The organism is Pusillimonas sp. (assembly GCF_044464525.1).
GTDB lineage: Bacteria > Pseudomonadota > Gammaproteobacteria > Burkholderiales > Burkholderiaceae_B > Pusillimonas.
The window spans coordinates 1-16,573 of sequence record NZ_JBIQLE010000006.1; the positions used below are offsets into that span (position 1 = coordinate 1).

At 57.8% G+C, this 16,573-nt stretch carries 15 protein-coding genes; 6 read left to right on the top strand and 9 right to left on the bottom strand.

The window, feature by feature from the left end; all coding sequences use genetic code 11:
- From ACIY1O_RS04785 to ACIY1O_RS04810, 6 genes are all read right to left on the bottom strand, one after another.
- Nucleotides 1–302, bottom strand: a 302-nt coding sequence (locus ACIY1O_RS04785; RefSeq protein WP_397473946.1) for a CobW family GTP-binding protein, incomplete at its 3' end; no start/stop codon positions are given.
- Nucleotides 303–388: 86 nt separating this feature from the next.
- Nucleotides 389–1,201: a hypothetical protein gene (locus ACIY1O_RS04790; RefSeq protein WP_397473947.1), complete on the bottom strand. Its 813-nt coding sequence runs from the start codon at nucleotides 1,199–1,201 to the stop codon at nucleotides 389–391.
- A gap of 27 nt (nucleotides 1,202–1,228) precedes the next feature.
- Entirely contained in the window at nucleotides 1,229–3,283 is a 2,055-nt protein-coding gene (locus tag ACIY1O_RS04795) for a hydantoinase B/oxoprolinase family protein (RefSeq protein WP_397473948.1), read from the bottom strand.
- 21 nt (nucleotides 3,284–3,304) lie between these two features.
- Nucleotides 3,305–5,500: a hydantoinase/oxoprolinase family protein gene (locus ACIY1O_RS04800; RefSeq protein ID WP_397473949.1), complete on the bottom strand. Its 2,196-nt coding sequence runs from the start codon at nucleotides 5,498–5,500 to the stop codon at nucleotides 3,305–3,307.
- Complete coding sequence (locus ACIY1O_RS04805; protein ID WP_397473950.1) at nucleotides 5,497–5,901, bottom strand: acetone carboxylase subunit gamma; 405 nt, start codon at nucleotides 5,899–5,901, stop codon at nucleotides 5,497–5,499. The genes ACIY1O_RS04800 and ACIY1O_RS04805 overlap by 4 nt, the downstream gene beginning before the upstream one ends.
- A gap of 27 nt (nucleotides 5,902–5,928) precedes the next feature.
- Nucleotides 5,929–7,902 (bottom strand): hydantoinase/oxoprolinase family protein, encoded by a 1,974-nt coding sequence (locus tag ACIY1O_RS04810; RefSeq protein WP_397473951.1) that lies wholly within the window; start codon nucleotides 7,900–7,902, stop codon nucleotides 5,929–5,931.
- Between the two features lie 194 nt (nucleotides 7,903–8,096).
- Between ACIY1O_RS04810 and ACIY1O_RS04815 the strand changes: the two genes are divergently transcribed.
- Entirely contained in the window at nucleotides 8,097–9,779 is a 1,683-nt protein-coding gene (locus ACIY1O_RS04815) for a PAS domain-containing sensor histidine kinase (protein ID WP_397473952.1), read from the top strand.
- A gap of 14 nt (nucleotides 9,780–9,793) precedes the next feature.
- Nucleotides 9,794–10,447 carry a response regulator transcription factor gene (locus ACIY1O_RS04820; RefSeq protein WP_397473953.1) on the top strand — a complete coding sequence of 218 codons (654 nt, stop codon included), beginning with the start codon at nucleotides 9,794–9,796 and terminating at the stop codon, nucleotides 10,445–10,447.
- 21 nt (nucleotides 10,448–10,468) lie between these two features.
- Here ACIY1O_RS04820 and ACIY1O_RS04825 read toward each other — a convergent pair whose 3' ends face one another.
- A complete protein-coding gene (locus ACIY1O_RS04825; protein ID WP_397473954.1) occupies nucleotides 10,469–10,879 on the bottom strand; it encodes a VOC family protein in 411 nt (136 codons plus the stop codon).
- Between the two features lie 50 nt (nucleotides 10,880–10,929).
- Nucleotides 10,930–11,544, bottom strand: a complete 615-nt coding sequence (locus ACIY1O_RS04830; RefSeq protein ID WP_397473955.1) for a glutathione S-transferase family protein — start codon at nucleotides 11,542–11,544, stop codon at nucleotides 10,930–10,932.
- A gap of 120 nt (nucleotides 11,545–11,664) precedes the next feature.
- On the opposite strand from ACIY1O_RS04830, the gene ACIY1O_RS04835 reads away from it, so the two are divergent.
- Both ACIY1O_RS04835 and ACIY1O_RS04840 read left to right on the top strand, forming a co-directional pair.
- Complete coding sequence (locus ACIY1O_RS04835; RefSeq protein WP_397473956.1) at nucleotides 11,665–12,552, top strand: LysR family transcriptional regulator; 888 nt, start codon at nucleotides 11,665–11,667, stop codon at nucleotides 12,550–12,552.
- A 216-nt stretch (nucleotides 12,553–12,768) separates the two neighbouring features.
- Nucleotides 12,769–13,401 (top strand): hypothetical protein, encoded by a 633-nt coding sequence (locus ACIY1O_RS04840; protein WP_397473957.1) that lies wholly within the window; start codon nucleotides 12,769–12,771, stop codon nucleotides 13,399–13,401.
- Nucleotides 13,402–13,442: 41 nt separating this feature from the next.
- Here ACIY1O_RS04840 and ACIY1O_RS04845 read toward each other — a convergent pair whose 3' ends face one another.
- Entirely contained in the window at nucleotides 13,443–14,054 is a 612-nt protein-coding gene (locus tag ACIY1O_RS04845; protein ID WP_397473958.1) for an ABC transporter ATP-binding protein, read from the bottom strand.
- Between the two features lie 138 nt (nucleotides 14,055–14,192).
- Between ACIY1O_RS04845 and ACIY1O_RS04850 the strand changes: the two genes are divergently transcribed.
- Together ACIY1O_RS04850 and ACIY1O_RS04855 are read left to right on the top strand one after the other, a co-directional pair.
- Nucleotides 14,193–16,094: an FAD-binding monooxygenase gene (locus ACIY1O_RS04850; protein ID WP_397473959.1), complete on the top strand. Its 1,902-nt coding sequence runs from the start codon at nucleotides 14,193–14,195 to the stop codon at nucleotides 16,092–16,094.
- The gene (locus ACIY1O_RS04855; RefSeq protein ID WP_397473960.1) at nucleotides 16,091–16,513 is read left to right on the top strand and encodes a MarR family winged helix-turn-helix transcriptional regulator; all 423 of its coding nucleotides are present in this window, start codon (nucleotides 16,091–16,093) and stop codon (nucleotides 16,511–16,513) included. The genes ACIY1O_RS04850 and ACIY1O_RS04855 overlap by 4 nt, the downstream gene beginning before the upstream one ends.
- The last annotated feature ends 60 nt before the right edge of the window (nucleotides 16,514–16,573 follow it).

Here is a 16,573-nt window from a genome sequence, read left to right on the forward strand (position 1 = left end):
AGACCGGTTGTTTCGATCAATACTCGATCAAACGCCAGGTTGCGCTGCGTTGCCTGCACAACCAGGTCGTGCAAAGCCTTTGCCAGATCGCCGCGGACGGTACAGCACAAACAACCATTCTCGAGCTGGATAATGGTTTCTTCACCGGTTCGGGATAAAAATTCAGCATCAACGCCCACGGCGCCATATTCGTTTTCGATGATGGCGACCCGTTCGCTGACAGCCTCCTGCAAAATACGGTTGATCAAAGTGGTTTTTCCGCTGCCCAGAAACCCGGTCAAGATCGTAACCGGCGTTGTCATGCGTACGCCCATTATCGCTGCCTCCTGTACTTCCGGCTATTCAGTGTCCGTCAATGGAAAAGTAGCCTGAGATTATCAACCCTTGGTCACAAGCGGCTGCCGGCACTGAGCAGGCTGTCGATACTTGTGTCGGCGGCAACTTCCGCTTTTGTAGTAATCAAGCGCGAAGATGCATGAGCCTCGGACAGCCTCCCCCATTGCTCTGGGTCGACGGGCCACGCCTGCCCGCACGGGCGTGGCGAAGCAGCCGGCATCTGGGCCGAGTCGGGACATGCAATGGCTTGTGCAGGCCAGGCCGGAACACTTGGGTTATCGAGTATAAGCAAGGGCGCCACGCGATGAAAACGCGCGATATTCCCCATGGTTCCCAAGGCGCCCTTCCATTCTTGAATATCCGCCTCTGTGTCAGGCATGGTGTCGTACCATTGCAATACATGAACCCCCGCCTCGGCGAAATGACGCACCAGGGCAGCCAGATTGGCACCGATATGTTCGTACCACGATGCGGTATCGTTTGGCGCCCCCTGCTGCTCGCTGACACTTAGAAGATGGCGGTGCGGACCAAAAAAAGCCGCCACGATGACCGGCTCGGAACTGTCGGCCTGCCATTGCCTGACCGCATCCAGCGATGCCTCGAAACGCGGCTGGCTTAGAAAGCTGCCATGGTCATCGCCTCCGAACGGGCTTAGCCCCGCGAATGTTTCAACACTTGGAGCGCAACTGAATACCGTATTGCCGCCCAAAGCGCCTCTGAGCTCTCCCACATTCTTGCGGATGCGGGTTCCATCAAGCGCCATTTCATCCGGCGATATTGATTCTATCTGTGCCGCAACCCCAAACAGCAGTGGCGCAAACAGCGGCTCATGCGGCTTGCCCATGCCCCGAGAAAAATCTTGCATTCGTTTGCGCCACATACCGGTACCCTCCTAGGCCCTTAACAAGGGGGTGATTTCACGCGCGTCGGGCCACGTTCCGTAGTAAGTGAGGATTTCGTCCCGGGGCTTTTGTTTCAGCCATTCCGGCTCAAACTCGTCATAGGGCTTTCCTCGCGCCTTGCGTGCGGCGCGTTCTTCGTTGCGCAAGGCTTCGGTGGCATGAACATCGATGCGGCGGCTGTCCTCGGACCAAACCGCCTTGTAAACGCGCTTCGCTATTTCAGGCGACAAGATATCCTTCAAGATATCGTATTCGATCGAGCCCGCATCACGATCAATGGGGTCACCGTACCCCGTGCCGCCACAACTGAACGCAAACGTGACCACATCACCTTCGTTGTATGGCCGCACCGAACGTCCCTGGAACTCGATCTCGTAATCGCCCTGGATGCTGCGCTCGGTCAGAACCTTGTGCAGATCCATATCAAGAACATCGCTGCCCTCTTCCATCAATTGAGTGATGTTGGCATTGCGAATTCCGATGCCTGGAACAGTGCAAGGCGCATACCCGCCGAACAAAGGCTGCGGCGTCTGTAGTTTCGAGTTGTCAGCAATGGCCATCATGTAGACCGCCGGTACATGATGAGCAACCCACATCTGCGCCGTTCCCGCTCCGCCGCGATACTTCCCGTGCCCGCACGAGTCTTTCCAGTGGTTTGAAAGCGGCACCAGCAGCGGGAACTCGTTCTCGACCTGCTCGGTGTTGGGAGCGCGGCCAAACACGCACCATGGAAAGCCGAATGCGTCCATGCCGTCCGCCGTCGGCCTGGCGCCCTGGCCTTCTGTGTTGATTGAGTACGCCAGCATGTCGGCGAAAGGCGCCCCCCACTGGGTTGCTCCCGCCAAGACAAGCGCATTCCCGCCATTGCCCATCGAGGCGCCGCTTTGCTCCCAGAGCACCGTCGAGAACATGGCTTTGGCGCAGGCATTGTGAACAGCGCTCATCACGCCGGAAGAAATCATGACCGAGCACGAAGTGGCCGCTCGATCACTCGGCGACAGGCAGGTGCGCTCTCCAAATTTGAAGTCGATGGGGGCAAACGTGCCGTTTGAAATGGGCAAGGCGTGGAACAGGTATTCGTAGATGTAATTGGAGAAATGGGCAATAGCGGCTTGCGCATGGGCGTTGTACGGAGAGGGCGTTTCAGGCCCTGTTTCAGACAGATCGACCAACATCCGCTCACCCTGCTTTTCGAGCGTCATGAAGCAACTGCGCACCAGCCCCTGCTTCAGCCCCACCGCATCACTGAACGTCACGCACCGGTACTTGCCATCCGGCCATTGATCGATCAAGCGACGCGCGCCGGCTTCGGCCTCTTGCAACATCTTGCGAAACAGGCCGACCAGGTAGTCGGGCCCTTCCCGATCGCACAATTCGAGCAAACGCACGCGGACGCGGTCGGCGGTTGTGCAACGCGCTTTCAGGTCAACCGCAATTGCGGCCGGGGCGCGGATTCCGAAAGCAACGAACATTGACACCACATCTTCATCGAGCTTGAAATCACGCCCGATTCTCATGGGTGGCACGTTCATGCCTTCTTCGAAGCGAGAGGTGGCCGACACCGGCATGCCGCCGGGCTCGATGGCGCCGGTTTCGGTCGTATGCACAAGCGCCGCCGTCCAGGCGATTAAATGCCCTTCATAAAACACCGGCATGCAAACCATTTGATCGGGATTATGCACACCGCCATATACCGCATCATTGGCAAACCATAAGTCGCCGTCCCGAATCTGGTCAGGATAGCGGTCAAGAATATACTTGATGATGAGGGGCGGGATAACCGCATGAAGATACGTGCCGCACGAACCATTGACGAGATCTCCGTCGGCGGTCATGATCGCCACCAGCGAATCGCCGGCAACGCCCATGGCGCTACGGCACGAACGCACAAACACGTCCATGCCCTCATCGAGAATATCATTGGTTCGCTGAAAACCGATCTCGTAGGTCGCCGCGTCAATTTGCTCGGCCAGGGCCAGTTCTTTCTCGGATGCGGGAGAAGGCTTAAGCCAGTCCAGCTTTTGTTCCAGCGTTGGGATAGTCATTTCTTGTCTCCTGCTTAACTGTTATGCCTCGGCAACAATCAAATTGGAACCAATTCGTCTGCGCGCAGGCGGAGGCGTAATAGGCTCCAGAATGCCGAGGCCATGGCGGTCGATTGACAGCTTTTCGCCAGGCGGCACCGGAATCGTTGTGAACTCGGCCTCTATGACCGCCGGGCCCACAACGACATTGCCGGGAAGCAGTTGTTCCCACTGATACGTCGGGGCATTTTTCCATTCTTTGATGTTTGGCCAGTAGGTCTGCCGCGACCCGGTCTGCGCCGCGGACGGGTCTGCTCCGGTAAGCTCGAACACCTCGAGAGGCGGCTTCCATGTCGGAACACTTGCCTTAAGCACAAAGTTATCCAGATAGACACCACCCGGCTTATTGATTACCAGGGGTGAAAAAGCCTGCGCAAATTCTGCTTCGAAGGCATCGTAAATAGTTAGCGCATCCGCATCTGATTCGATACGCAAAAGCGGGGATGCCGCCCGTTTCAAATTGACTTGCCCGCCATACATCATGTCAAGCTCAAGCTCAAAACGCGCGTCTTCAACATCAAGGCCCTCGCTGGCCAGCTCCAGGCAGGCTCTGTCGATCAACTCGTCGACAATCTCGTTGAAAGCCTTTTTATCAACGACCAGTTTTTGAGTAAGCGGCTCCATGAAAATCATTCGGCGCGATTGCTCGTACATATGCATCACGTCCATGATGGAGGCGCCCAAGGCACAAAATACGGGTGCAGCCGGAAACACCACGACCTTGGTCATATCGCCGCGAAACCCGGACATATGGGTGGGGCCGGCGCCACCGAAGGCGAACATGACGAAGTCTTCAGGGTGATAGCCGCGCATATGGACCTCGCGCTTGATGGCTCCGGCCGAGTTTTCATCCATGACCTGCTTGATCAGGGTGGCGGCTTCTATGACGTCAATGCCCAGCGGGTCGGCGATTTTTTCGCGAATGGCTCGCTCGGCCTTGCCTTTGTTCAAGGGCATGCGACCGCCGTAATACGCATCGGGGTTGATATAGCCCAGGACAACGTCGGCGTCGGTCACGGTGGGCTCGGTGCCCCCAAGGTCATAACATACCGGACCGGGAATCGAACCGGCGCTACGCGGCCCGACGGTCAGCCTGCCCTGCTCGACCGTTGCGATGGAACCACCGCCCGCACCTATGGAAAGCGTCTCCATCATCGTGACGTTCACCATCCATTTATCGATGATGGGCCGGAAGTTATAGTTGCGAACGTTGCTTTCCACCACCAGGGCCACATCAAAGCTGGTGCCGCCCGCATCAGCGGAAACCACATTCTTGAACCCCAACTGCTCTGCGTAGTAGGCCGAGCCCATCAAGCCCGCCACGGGGCCGCCATTGAAGGTGCGGCTGGCCGGAGTCTTGAAAATGTCGGCGGAGCCGCCTGAGTTGTGGATCATCAGGAAGGCGCCCTGATAACCCCGGTCTCGCAGTTTGTCCCATGTGGCGCCAATATCGTTTTGCATGGAGCGCTGCAAATAGGCGTCAAGAACAGCGGTCATGGTTCGCTCATACTCACCTATTTTGCTTACGACACTGGATGACAGGACGACCGGGACGAACCCGATGTGATATTCCTTGTATTCCTCGCGGATGATTTCCTTGATACGCTGCTCGTGGGTCGGATTCATGAAGCTCCACAGCAGCGACACGACGATGGCCCGAGCGCCCTGGTCTATCAGCAGGCGAAGCTTATGACGCAAGTCTTCTTCGTCAAGAGGCCTGATGATGCGGCCTGTCGAGTCGACTCTTTCCCGTACCCCCAGGATCATGTTGCGTTCGATCAATGGGTGAGGCTTGTTTTGCACCGCGATGTTTCGGCGTTCGGAAACCCGTTTCCCGTCTGTCCATTGCGCGCCCCGGCCAATTAAAATGGCGTCCTCATGGCCTTCGGTTGTCAGCAAACCGATGCGCGGCCCCTGCCGCTGCAACAGCCGGTTAAGCGCAACCGTAGTGCTATAGCGGATCATGTCGATCTTGGGCAAGAGCTCTTCGATCGTCAGCCCCAGCTTGTCGCCGCCGGCCTCTATCGCGTCGAGAAAACCAACGGACAAGTCGTGCGGAGTGGTGGCACACTTTGCTATGACCCGCTCCCCGTCAAGCGTAAGCACCAGGTCGGTGAATGTTCCGCCCACGTCGATGTCGATGGAATTTATTCCACCCGAGCTAGGCATCGTACTCATGGCTGAGCTCCTTCATGATGTGTTTCCCGGATCACGCGCCGCAGTTTCCCGGAATGGATGACAAAGTCGCCAAGCTCCAGCCTGCGCTTGAGGCTTTCCACATCCAGCTCGATATCGTGCGTGATGGGATGCCCGGGCGGCAGATACTCGGTTTCAATTTGCCGAGCGCACGAGGGGCAATAAAACTCCAAGATGCGAACCCAGTCTTTGTCGGGCGCGAATGTGTATTCGCCATCGATGATCGGATCGTGGATTTCTTCGGGCATGCGCTCGGCCACCAGGCAGCCCTTCTTGTAGTTTTCATGGGCGCTGATCAGTTGTGTGTTGCAATCGTGGCAGTACCAGTGCTCGTCGTTCAGATCAAGATCAAGATACTCGGTAAAACGGATGCGTTCGTACATGGATGTGTCTCCTGTCAGTTCTTATATTCATGCCCGCTGCAAAGCGGCATTGCCATACGTATCGACCCTGAACACCCAATCGGGAGGAACGGGGCAGGTGAATGTGGCGCCATTGACAATTGCCGAACCCTTGATTTCATCGTCGACATTAAGAGACTCCCACCGATAGGCATCCGCATCCACCGCCTGGCCGGCGGCATAACGCACGGCGCGCTTGACGGGTGGCTCGGGAGCCGCTTTTTCGGTGCGGGGCGAAGCGCCGTAAGACCCCACGACAAAGCGTGTGGATAAGCGCAAAGACAAGACAGGCTGCGTGCGCAGACCGGCTTGCTCGATTTGCTCACCGATGGCCGCAGCGACGGCCTTTTCATCCGAGTCGTCAAGGCGCACCCTGATTTCAGTAATGCTGTCCTCGTGGGTTCCGAGGCCCAGCTCCCAGGTGTAGTGCGCGGTGTGCGGATCGAAGCCCTCGCCGCGCAGGTCTCGCTCGGCCTGCCGCCTCATTTCGCGCAGAGCGGCGTGGAACTCATGGCTGTTTTCAGCGCTCCAGTGCAGCTCCATTCCACGCTCATATGTGTGAACCACATCCGAAATCGCCGATCCAAACGTACTGAACACCGGACTTAAATGAAACACGTGAGCCGAAGGCATGCCCAGCCGAGCGGCGACAAATGCGGCGAACATGGGGCCATTCCCGCCAAACGCGAACAAGGGCACATCGGCGGGCTGCAAACCGGCTTCCAGCAGAATGCTTTCGATCAGATCAGTCATCAGGGTGACGGCTTCATCACGTATGGCCAGCGCGGCGGCTTCCACTGACAGGGAAAGCGGCTGCGCCACATGACGCTCAATAGCCTGCCTGGACAGCTCGACGTTCAATTCGCGCCGACCGCCCATGAAATTCTTGGAATCGAGATAACCCAGTATGAATAAAGCGTCGGTCAGGGTTGCCTCCCGGCCTCCGAGCCCATAGCAAGCCGGCCCGGGCACCGCCCCCATGCTCTCGGGGCCAAGCACGAGCGCCCCGTCTTTTACCCGCGCGATCGAACCGCCGCCCACCACCGCGGATCGCAGCAGGGCAAAAGAAGTCTTGACGGGCACGCCCATCAGGTTTCCGCCACGCTGCAAAACAGGCTCTCCGTCTCTGACAATGGAGGCTTTCGTCGTGGTGCCGCCGACATCAAAACACACGGCATTTGAAAAGCCGTATAGCCCGGCCATATGGGCGCCGCCGAACGTGCCAAACGCCGGACCGGACTCGATCGTATCAACCGCTTTGGTTTTCCCGATTCGGGCGACCCCTCCGCTGGTATTGCCAATTAAAAGCGGGCCATCCCAACCCTGTTCTTCACGCAGCAAGTCTTCAGCCTTGAATAGAGAGTTGGCCAGCTGAGAATGCGTATACGCGTTCATGACGGAATAGTGAGCGCGTGTTTGGTCATGCCTTAAAGGCGCCATCTCGCTACCCAGCAGCACAGGCACCGAGCCGATGATGTGATCGGGATACTGGCTCTCGATGATGTTTTTTACTCTGCGCTCAGCCAGGCCGTCGGGGAAGGAATCGGCAAGGCATACACAAATGCGCCTTACCCCCTGTTCGAGCAACTGCTTGACGCCCGCCAGCACATCAGTTGGCGAAGGCTCAAGAGGAAGCCCGATAACCGCGCTTTCGTCCACCAGCTCGCCAAGAATGGCCGAGCGCGTACTACCGTAGAGCTTGCCTTCGTGCCCTTGCGACACCAGCACACCCACCTTGGAGCCCCGGCGTTCGGCAAGCACGTTTGTCGTGATCGTCGACGACCAGCGAATCAGCGCGACGTTGCGCAAGAACGCGGGAACATCCGGGTAATCAAGTGCTTGGGCTGCTTCTTTCAGACAGTTCAAAAACGACACCGTGTAGTCGTGCGGCGTGGTGTCAACCTTGAAGGTGTGGCGTTGTGACCCATCTGACACCAACGCGTCGGTCATCGTGCCGCCAGTGTCTATATCGACCGTAAACATGCTGTCTCCTTCTTGTCTTGTAAGCCAGGAGGCCAACTCCCAGTCATGACAGAATAGTTAACTGTCAGCGAAGCGGCTATTGGGATTGATTCCTTAGTAACTAAGGCAATTCCGTAGTGCGGCGCAACACAGGGAAATCCCTGATGACAACGGGCTGATACTTTGCAAACCTGATACGTGATACTGGACCGACAATGCATCAGCCCTGCCCCAATCTTGCATCTCTACCCGAGCTTCCTGACCCAAGTCACCCAGGCCTTTCGGGTGAGGCTTCACCTTGGCTGGTGCTCGAAAACACCATCGTCGGCATCGCCTACATGCGTCACCGCCGGTTCATCTGGGCCAACGCCCGCATGGCTGAAATCTTCGGGTACGAACCCGACGAGCTCCGAGGGCAAGCGGTACGACGCCTTTACGCACGGCAAGAGGACTACAACGAAGTGGGCCGGCTCATGCAAGGCCCCCTCACAGACGGTTTCCATACCCACGAACGGGCACTGGCAAAAAAAGACGGCTCATTGATCTGGTGCAAGGTGTCCGGTCGCCCCCTGGCGCCCGAAGATCCGCTTTCGCCCTCTATTTGGGTAGTGCAGGATCACAGCGAAAAGAAACAGGCCGAGGATGCGCTCCGAAGACTCAACCAGCAGCTTGAGCACGCAATACAAATGCGAACTCTCAATTTGCAGCGCATCAACCGCACCCTGACCACCGAAATCGAACGCCGCCGCGAACTCCAGGCGCTGGCGGTTGACACCCGCGAAAAATACCGCGCTCTGTTCCGGCATTTACCGTTGGGCGCCTTGGTCGCCAATGAAGACGGCGCCATCTCCGAAGTCAACCGGACGTTGCAAATCACTTTGGGCGCGCCGACGCCCCGCTTGATAAAGACACTGACCGAAGACAGAACGCGCGTGCTTCTGCCTTCCGGGCAACACACCTCCCTTGTCGAGCTGATCAAGTATCAAGCATTGCAGACAGGGCAAATGGTCAATCGTTTTTCTTTTGCATGGAACCATCCCCGAGAAGATCAACGCGAGCTGACCGCCATCGCCGCCCGCTTGGCCCACAACAAGAAGGGGGTGGTGTTTACCATCTCGGACGTCACAGACCTGAAACGGCAACAGCGGCGCGAGCACGAGCAGCAAACCACGATGGCCCACGCCGCGCGGCTATCGTTGATAGGACAAATGGCATCCTCTCTGGCTCACGAGCTCGGCCAGCCCCTGAATGCCTGCCAAAGCTATTTGGGTGGAATCCGCAACTATCTGGAACAGCATCAAGCGCTTGACCCGAAGATCCAGGCCGAACTGTTCCAGGCTCTGGATAAAACCCGGCTGCACCTGGAACAAGCCGATGAAATCGTCCGCAGCACACGCAACTTCATATCCCGCCAACAACCCGAGTTCAGTCCGGTTGCCATCGACGACCTGCTGGACCAGACGTTGCGGCTGCTTGAGCTTCAGATACATTCGGCGCAAGTCAAAATCGACGTGAAAATCGACACCAAAGAAAACCTGCAGCTTCCCCCGGCATACTGCCATCCGGTTGAAATCCAGCAGGTCATTGTCAATTTGATCATCAACGCCATCGAAGCCATGTCGGACACCGAGCCGAATGACAAAATCATTCATATCCGGGTGTTCTCGCAAAATTATAATAATCTGACAATTGACGTCATTGATCATGGCCCCGGTGTCGCCGCCTCTTTGATTCCTTCCCTGTTCGACCCCTACGTCACAACCAAAGCAACGGGCCTGGGAATGGGTTTGATGATCAGCCGGAACATCATAGAATGGCATGGGGGTACATTGCGTTTACAGTCCAATCCCGGCGGCACGTGTTTCAGGTTCACACTACCCGCCTACCGTGGGCCCTGACCAAGGAGCAACCCATGAACTCCGTAATGGTTTACTTGATAGACGATGAGCCCAGTGTCACTGACGCCATCTCGTGGCTCCTGGCTTCCGTCAAAATCAGCTCTGCCGCATTTTCGTCGGCCACAAGCTTTCTTTCCGCCATTGAGCAAGAATCAAGGCCTGCCTGTGCTGTCGTCGACCTACGCATGCCAGAAATGAGCGGGCTCGAGCTGCAACAGCAACTAAGCGGCTCCAGTCACCACCACATGCCCATCATATTCCTGACGGCGCACGGTGATGTGCCCGCCGCTGTCAGTGCATTGCAAGCAGGCGCGATCGACTTCATGCAGAAGCCGTTCAATCCCGATGTGTTTTTAGCCGGCGTCAGACGGGCCATGCGTTTGGCGAAAGAAACCCACGACAACAATTTAAGGCAGCAAGCCCTGAAAGGACGTCTCGAGGTGCTTTCCCCCCGAGAAACCCATGTGCTGAAAAAACTGCTGTGTGGCCTGACCAGCAAAGAAATAGCACGGCAACTCGAAATCAGCCCGAAAACCGTCGACGTGCATAGGGCCAATGTCATTCGTAAAATGGGCGTTACCACCAGCACGGAATTGGTGCGGCTGCTTAGCAAGCATTTTTACGACACAAACTCTGACAACGAACCCGTCGGTTTACACCTACGTTAGTGTGCTTAAGCGCGCAGGTCGCTAACCAGCCAGAATCTCGTTGAATTCCAATACATTCAGATCGGGGTCGCGAATGAAGCAGACGCTGCGGCGGCCTTGGCCCATTACTACCGGCCCCTCACTGATGCGGATGTTTTCGCGCCCCAGCCAGCTTACCAGGTCGTCCATGCTGTCAATAATAAAGGCGGCGTGCGTGTAGCCGGGACGCTTGACCGGCGCATCCAAAAGAACGTTCCCTTCGGAATCGGCTTCGCCGTTGTAGATCAGATGAATCCGCAGGCCAGCCGGGTGCACAAGGCCGCAAGCCTTGTCCTTCTCGGAGAACTCGTCGGGGTCGCGCATGAAACCCAGCTTGGCATAAAAAGCTTCGGCTGCGGAAAGATCGGTGACGCGGATTCCCACGTGATCCAGACGCAGTGTGTCAAATTGCATGGTGCTTGCTCCTGATTGAATAAGATAAATAGCGGCTGTCAAAAACCGGCTCAGGCTTCAAGCCCGACAGGGGTACGCTGAAAAGGAAGGAAGCCCGGCAGTTGCTCGACCTGGCTCAACCAGGCTTGAACCTTCGGATAAGCGCCCAGGTCTACGTTTCCTTCGGGGGCCCTGGCAACGTAGCTATAAAGAGCCACATCAGCGATGCTTGCCTCTTCAGTGCCCGCGATCCATCGTTTGCCTTCCAAGCTGCGCTCCATGACACCAAGCGTGGCATGGGCGCGGCCGATCACCTCTTCCGCGTCGAAAGGGGCGCCAAATATTGTGACAAGCCTGGCGGCGCACGCCCCGTACGCGATCTTGCCGGCGGCAACCGAAAGCCATCGCTGTATCTGCGCTTCCACCACCGGGTCGATGGGCAGCCAGTGGGACGGGCCCACTTTTCTGGCGACATAGACAAGGATGGCGAGTGAGTCCGGGATGATGATGCCGCCATCGTCCAGCACCGGCACCTCACCGAAGGCGTTCAAGGCCAGATACTCGGGTTGCCGATGGGCGCCGGCCGCCATATCGACTTCAATCAGTTCATAGGGAACACCAGCCAGTGAAAGAAAAAGCGCGGCGCGATGGGCATGGCCGGACAATGGGTGATAGTAAAGCTTCATGGTGAGCCTCCTCTTTTGAACCAGGCATTCATTATGTCTGGCATCGAATAATGAGAGAATCCATAGAAATCGCACTTCATTGTTGCGAGTTCTGCTCATAATCAAATAAAGGCGACGACCATGGACAAGCTGCGGACGCTAAAAACCTTTATCAGCGTGGCCGAACATGCAAGCTTTGCGGAAGCAGGAAGACGCCTGCACATGTCGCCAACCACAGTGTCGCGCGCCATTGCGGCGCTGGAGGCAGATCTGGGCGTTCAGTTATTGATGCGCACCACTCGCAGCGTGCGCCTTACCGACGAAGGAGCCGACTTCCTGGCCAGATGCCGGGCGGGCATCGCCGAAATTGAAGGGGCATTTGATACTGTCCGCAGCGGCCGCACGCTGCCCAGCGGCACACTGACAGTTACCGCGCCCGTCATTTTTGGACGTCAATACGTGTTGCCCATCGTGGTGGAGCTACTGCAGCGCTATCCCGACCTTCAAGTAAAGCTGCGCTTACTGGACCGGGTTGTCAGCCTGGTCGACGAGGGAATCGACGTCGCCGTCCGTATTGCAAACTTGCCGGACAGTTCGCTCCACATGCTGCGACTGGGTGAGGTTCGCCCTGTATTTAGCGCAAGCCCCGCCTATTTGAACGCGCGCGGCCGACCAATGTCGATGGCCGACCTTCGTGATCATGACTTGATCTGGCTTGAAGACGAGAGCGGACCGCATCGCGGCTGGGGCCAAGACGCATTCAGGCGCTCAACGCACCCCGCACGTTTATCTGTCAACAACATGGATTCGGCGGTTTCCGCAGCGGTCGCCGGGCTGGGGGTGGTTCGAACACTTTCGTATCAGATCACGGACGAAGTCGCGGCGGGACGACTCGAGCGCATCCTGGCCGACGATGCAGCACCGGCCTTGCCGATTTCTGTGTTGTTTCAAAGCGGGCGTAAAGATCATCCCAACGTTCGCGCCTTCGTGAATGTCGCGAAACGCCATTTACGAGGCGAGTCGTTATAGTGCGGCAACCGCTGTGGGAGTAATCTGGCTGTATGGCTACGACTTCAAGATCAAGGTGATTGCGAAGCTGCCCTAAGCCGCACACCCTGCCGACCAGTCTGCCGCGAAAACCAAAGCCCTATGTGGCCTGCCCGATACAAAGCAGGCTCATCTTGTATGATGGCGACACCCTTCTGCTGGATGCCCATCCGCTGGAAACTCTGGCTCTGATAATAAATGGATACGACAGTAATTCTCTTGACGGTTTTCGTGGCGTGGCTGATGCTTCGCACGCGCTACCAGCGCGCGCGCATTGCCTTGCTGGGAGGCCATCTTTCCAACCTGCAGCTCGAGCGCCATATGGAAACGCTGACACAAGGCTACACCCGCGCCATACGGGAAGAAAGCGAAACACGCCAGCTTCAGGTATTGGATAACTTCGCCCAAACCGAGCGAGCAGTGGCGGCACAAGCGCAATCGCTGGCTGAGGCCATGCAAAAAGAAGATAGGCAGGCGGCAAGCATTGGTGCTCTGTCGTTTTGCGTGCCGTATATCGAGCGCTTCCTTCCCGCAATGACCCGGGATTTCAGGAAACTGCTGCACATTCATGCGGACGGTTTGCGGCATCTTGTCGATAACGCAGACGAGCTCGACTCGAAAACCAGGGCCTACCATCTGTCTGCAGAGCTTTATTTGCTGCAACATAGCTGCCACTGGTTTTGCAAGTCTCGCGCCGTGGCCGATGCACGGCTGGTTCTGCGGCATCAGGTTGACCACAAAAAGGTCTTGAGCTCTGTTTCAACTGCGACTCGAACCGCCTATCTGAAATGGCTTGAAAACGCGCAGGCCACGAGTCGCAGCGAACAATAACGCCAAGTCGCCGCCTTATTGCCGGCAGCCGGCCTTTTGATTCAAGGCGCGGCGATATTGATTGTCCGTGCCTGGCAAGCCTGCACGAACTCAGCATCGTGACTGGCGAAGAGCACGACCCTGTCATGGGACCACGCCCTGAACTGTTCCGCCAAGGCCGTGCAGGCGCGCGAATCAACTCCATTGGTGGGGCCGTCCGCAATGACCACAGCCGGCTTTCCCAGAGCGGCCGCAGCCAGATAGACCTTGCGACGCGTGCCGGTGGACATCTGTTCGAAGCGCTTGTCCAAGTGCGGCTCCAGCTCGAGCTTGCCGGCAAGTTCAAATACTGCGTCGTCGAGCGATGCGTTCTTTTCAGCAGCTGTCTGCTCCAGCAGTTCGCGTCCCGTCAAAGCAGGAAATTGCAAGCAATTGTCGGGCACATAGGCGATACGCGGCTTGACCTGTTGCGGGCACTCCAGCAACGAGCGGCCTTCAATCCAGACTTCGCCCTCGCTGGGCGTGACAAGCCCGGCGATAATCGCCAGCAAGGTGGATTTGCCGGTGCTTTCCTCTTCGCATAGCGCCACGCATCCGGGCTGGAACGTATGTGTCAGCCCTTGGAATACGAGATGGTCGCCATGGCGCTTGCCGAGATTGTGTATGCGTAGCATGCCGCAAGTGTACCGATTTTAAAAAAACAAGGGTAAACCCCAGTATAAATTCGTTGGTACACGGAGTAAATTGGTTGGGGTACGTACTAACCTCGCAATGCTCCCCCTTTATCCACACTACTCTCCGGAGACCAGCCCATGCAGTTTTACCTCAACGGCTACCGATTCGGCGATCCCGAATTTCATGATCCAGCGCCGGGTTTCGAACAACCGTCCGAAAGCCTGCCTGACACCGTCGATGTTCTGATCGTCGGCTCGGGCCCGGCCGGAGCGGTGCTGGCTGCTCAGCTATCCTCCTTCCCCGACTTCACAACGCGCATCGTCGAGCGCCGCAACGGCCCGCTCGAACTTGGCCACGCCGACGGCGTGTCCAGCCGCACTGTCGAAATGCTCGATGCCTTCGGCTTGTCTTCACGTCTGGTGCGCGAGGCCTGCTGGATCAGCGAAACGGTCTTCTGGCGCCCTGATGATCAAAATCGCTCACACATCAAGCGCACCGGCCGGGTCGACGATGCCGCCACCGAACTATCTGAAATGCCGCATGTCATCGTCAATCAGGCCCGCTTGCAACAGTACCTGCTTGAATACATGAAGAACTCGCCAACGCGGCTCACCCCCGACTACGGCCTGGAAGCCGTGAAGGTGGTGGTGGCAGATTCCGGCGACTATCCAGTCACGGTAACTTTACGGCCAACCGAAGGCGGCGCCGAGCGTACTGTCCGCGCCAAGTACGTCGTTGGCACCGACGGCGCGCGAAGCGCTGTACGCACTTCAATCGGCCGCGAGCTGCACGGAGACATTGCCAATCACGCCTGGGGCGTCATGGACATTCTCGCCGTCACCGATTTCCCCGATATACGAATCAAGGCGGCCATTCAATCGGCCGACGAAGGCAACATCCTGCTCATCCCGCGCGAAGGCGGGTATATGGTGCGCTTGTACGTCGACATGGGCGTCGTCGACCCCGCCCGGCGCGAGGAAATTCGCAACACGTCGTCCGAGCAATTGATCGAAATCGCCCAGAAGGTGCTTCATCCCTATACGCTAGACGTGAAAAACATCGTCTGGAGCTCGGTGTACGAGGTGGGCCAGCGCGTTACCGACAAATTCGACGATGTCCCCGCCGACCGTGTCGACACACAGACCCCACGTGTCTTCATCGCCGGCGACGCCTGTCACACCCATAGCGCCAAGGCCGGCCAGGGCATGAACGTCTCCATGCAAGACACCTTCAACCTGGGCTGGAAACTGGCTGCCGTACTGCAAGGCCGCTCCGCGCCCACCCTTTTGCATACTTATTCCGGCGAGCGCCAACCCGTGGCAAAAGAGCTCATCGATTTCGACAAGGAATGGTCTGCAATAATGGGCTCGCCGCCAAAAGACCCGCAGTTCCCCGAACGTGGCGGCGTCGACCCGGCCGAGCTGCAAGACTACTTCGTAAAGTCGGGGCGCTATACCGCCGGCTTGGCAACCCACTACCCCGCCGGCCCCCTATTCGGCACAGACGAGCATCAGGCGTTGGCACAGGGCTATACCATCGGCATGCGTTTTCATTCGGCGCCGGTGCTTCAGGTGGCCGACGCCAAGCCTGTGCATCTGGGCCACGTTCACCGCGCCGACGGCGCATGGCGCCTGTACGCTTTTGCCGATGCCAATACCCGGCAGTTGAACGCCCTCATGACCTGGCTGGCAGAGTCAGCCGATTCGCCCCTCAAGCGGTTCACCCCCGCCAATGCCGACCCTGACAGCATTCTCGACGTGCGCGCAATTTATCAACAGTCTCATCGCGACATCGAAATCGACAAACTGCCCGCCGTATTGCTGCCGCGCAAGGGCCGCTTCGGCCTGATCGACTACGAAAAGACTTTCAGCCCCGACCCCGGCAAAGAGAATGTTTTCGATCTGCGCGGCATCGATCGTGCCCAAGGCGCTCTGGTCGTCGTACGACCCGACCAGTACGTCGCCCACGTACTGCCGTTGAATGCCCACGATACGCTTGCGGCCTTTTTCGACCGCTTCATGCTGGAGCCGCGCGGGTGAGCAAGCTTGCGCAAATCCTTCCGCACACCGGATCACTGATCCGGCGTGCGCAGCAACGCCACGCGGCCGAATGGCTGCGTCTCGTGCCGACCACGATCACCAGCGTGCAGTTTGCCGCCTTGGCGTTTCTGGCCGACACCCCGGGCGCCAGCCAGCGCGAACTGGGGGACGCGCTGGAAATAGACCGATCAACCGTCGCAGACCTGGCCGCCCGCCTGGAACGCCACGGCCTGGTCATACGCGAGCAAGATTCCACCGACCGGCGCCGCAACGTGTTGCGGCTTACACCAGAAGGCTTGGGCGAAATGAAGCGGCTACGGCCTCATGTGGACAGCGTCGAACAGGCGCTGACCCGGTCGTTGTCAAAGGCCGAAGTGGCCAAGCTGCGTCATCTGCTATCGGGGCTGCTTGACGCTTAGGCAAGGCCAACCTTGATGGCAGCGCATTCAAGCCGACAAGGCGATGGCGTATAATGCGTT

Excerpts from the sequence above, each read along its gene's own strand:
- ACIY1O_RS04825 (WP_397473954.1), bottom strand. The coding sequence starts at position 10,879 with ATGCAATTTGACACACTGCGTCTGGATCACGTGGGAATCCGCGTCACC.
- ACIY1O_RS04810 (WP_397473951.1), bottom strand. The coding sequence starts at position 7,902 with ATGTTTACGGTCGATATAGACACTGGCGGCACGATGACCGACGCGTTG.
- ACIY1O_RS04800 (WP_397473949.1), bottom strand. The coding sequence starts at position 5,500 with ATGAGTACGATGCCTAGCTCGGGTGGAATAAATTCCATCGACATCGAC.
- ACIY1O_RS04820 (WP_397473953.1), top strand. The coding sequence starts at position 9,794 with ATGAACTCCGTAATGGTTTACTTGATAGACGATGAGCCCAGTGTCACT.
- ACIY1O_RS04835 (WP_397473956.1), top strand. The coding sequence starts at position 11,665 with ATGGACAAGCTGCGGACGCTAAAAACCTTTATCAGCGTGGCCGAACAT.
- ACIY1O_RS04840 (WP_397473957.1), top strand. The coding sequence starts at position 12,769 with ATGGATACGACAGTAATTCTCTTGACGGTTTTCGTGGCGTGGCTGATG.
- ACIY1O_RS04805 (WP_397473950.1), bottom strand. The coding sequence starts at position 5,901 with ATGTACGAACGCATCCGTTTTACCGAGTATCTTGATCTTGATCTGAAC.
- ACIY1O_RS04815 (WP_397473952.1), top strand. The coding sequence starts at position 8,097 with ATGCATCAGCCCTGCCCCAATCTTGCATCTCTACCCGAGCTTCCTGAC.
- ACIY1O_RS04845 (WP_397473958.1), bottom strand. The coding sequence starts at position 14,054 with ATGCTACGCATACACAATCTCGGCAAGCGCCATGGCGACCATCTCGTA.
- ACIY1O_RS04795 (WP_397473948.1), bottom strand. The coding sequence starts at position 3,283 with ATGACTATCCCAACGCTGGAACAAAAGCTGGACTGGCTTAAGCCTTCT.
- ACIY1O_RS04850 (WP_397473959.1), top strand. The coding sequence starts at position 14,193 with ATGCAGTTTTACCTCAACGGCTACCGATTCGGCGATCCCGAATTTCAT.
- ACIY1O_RS04830 (WP_397473955.1), bottom strand. The coding sequence starts at position 11,544 with ATGAAGCTTTACTATCACCCATTGTCCGGCCATGCCCATCGCGCCGCG.
- ACIY1O_RS04790 (WP_397473947.1), bottom strand. The coding sequence starts at position 1,201 with ATGCAAGATTTTTCTCGGGGCATGGGCAAGCCGCATGAGCCGCTGTTT.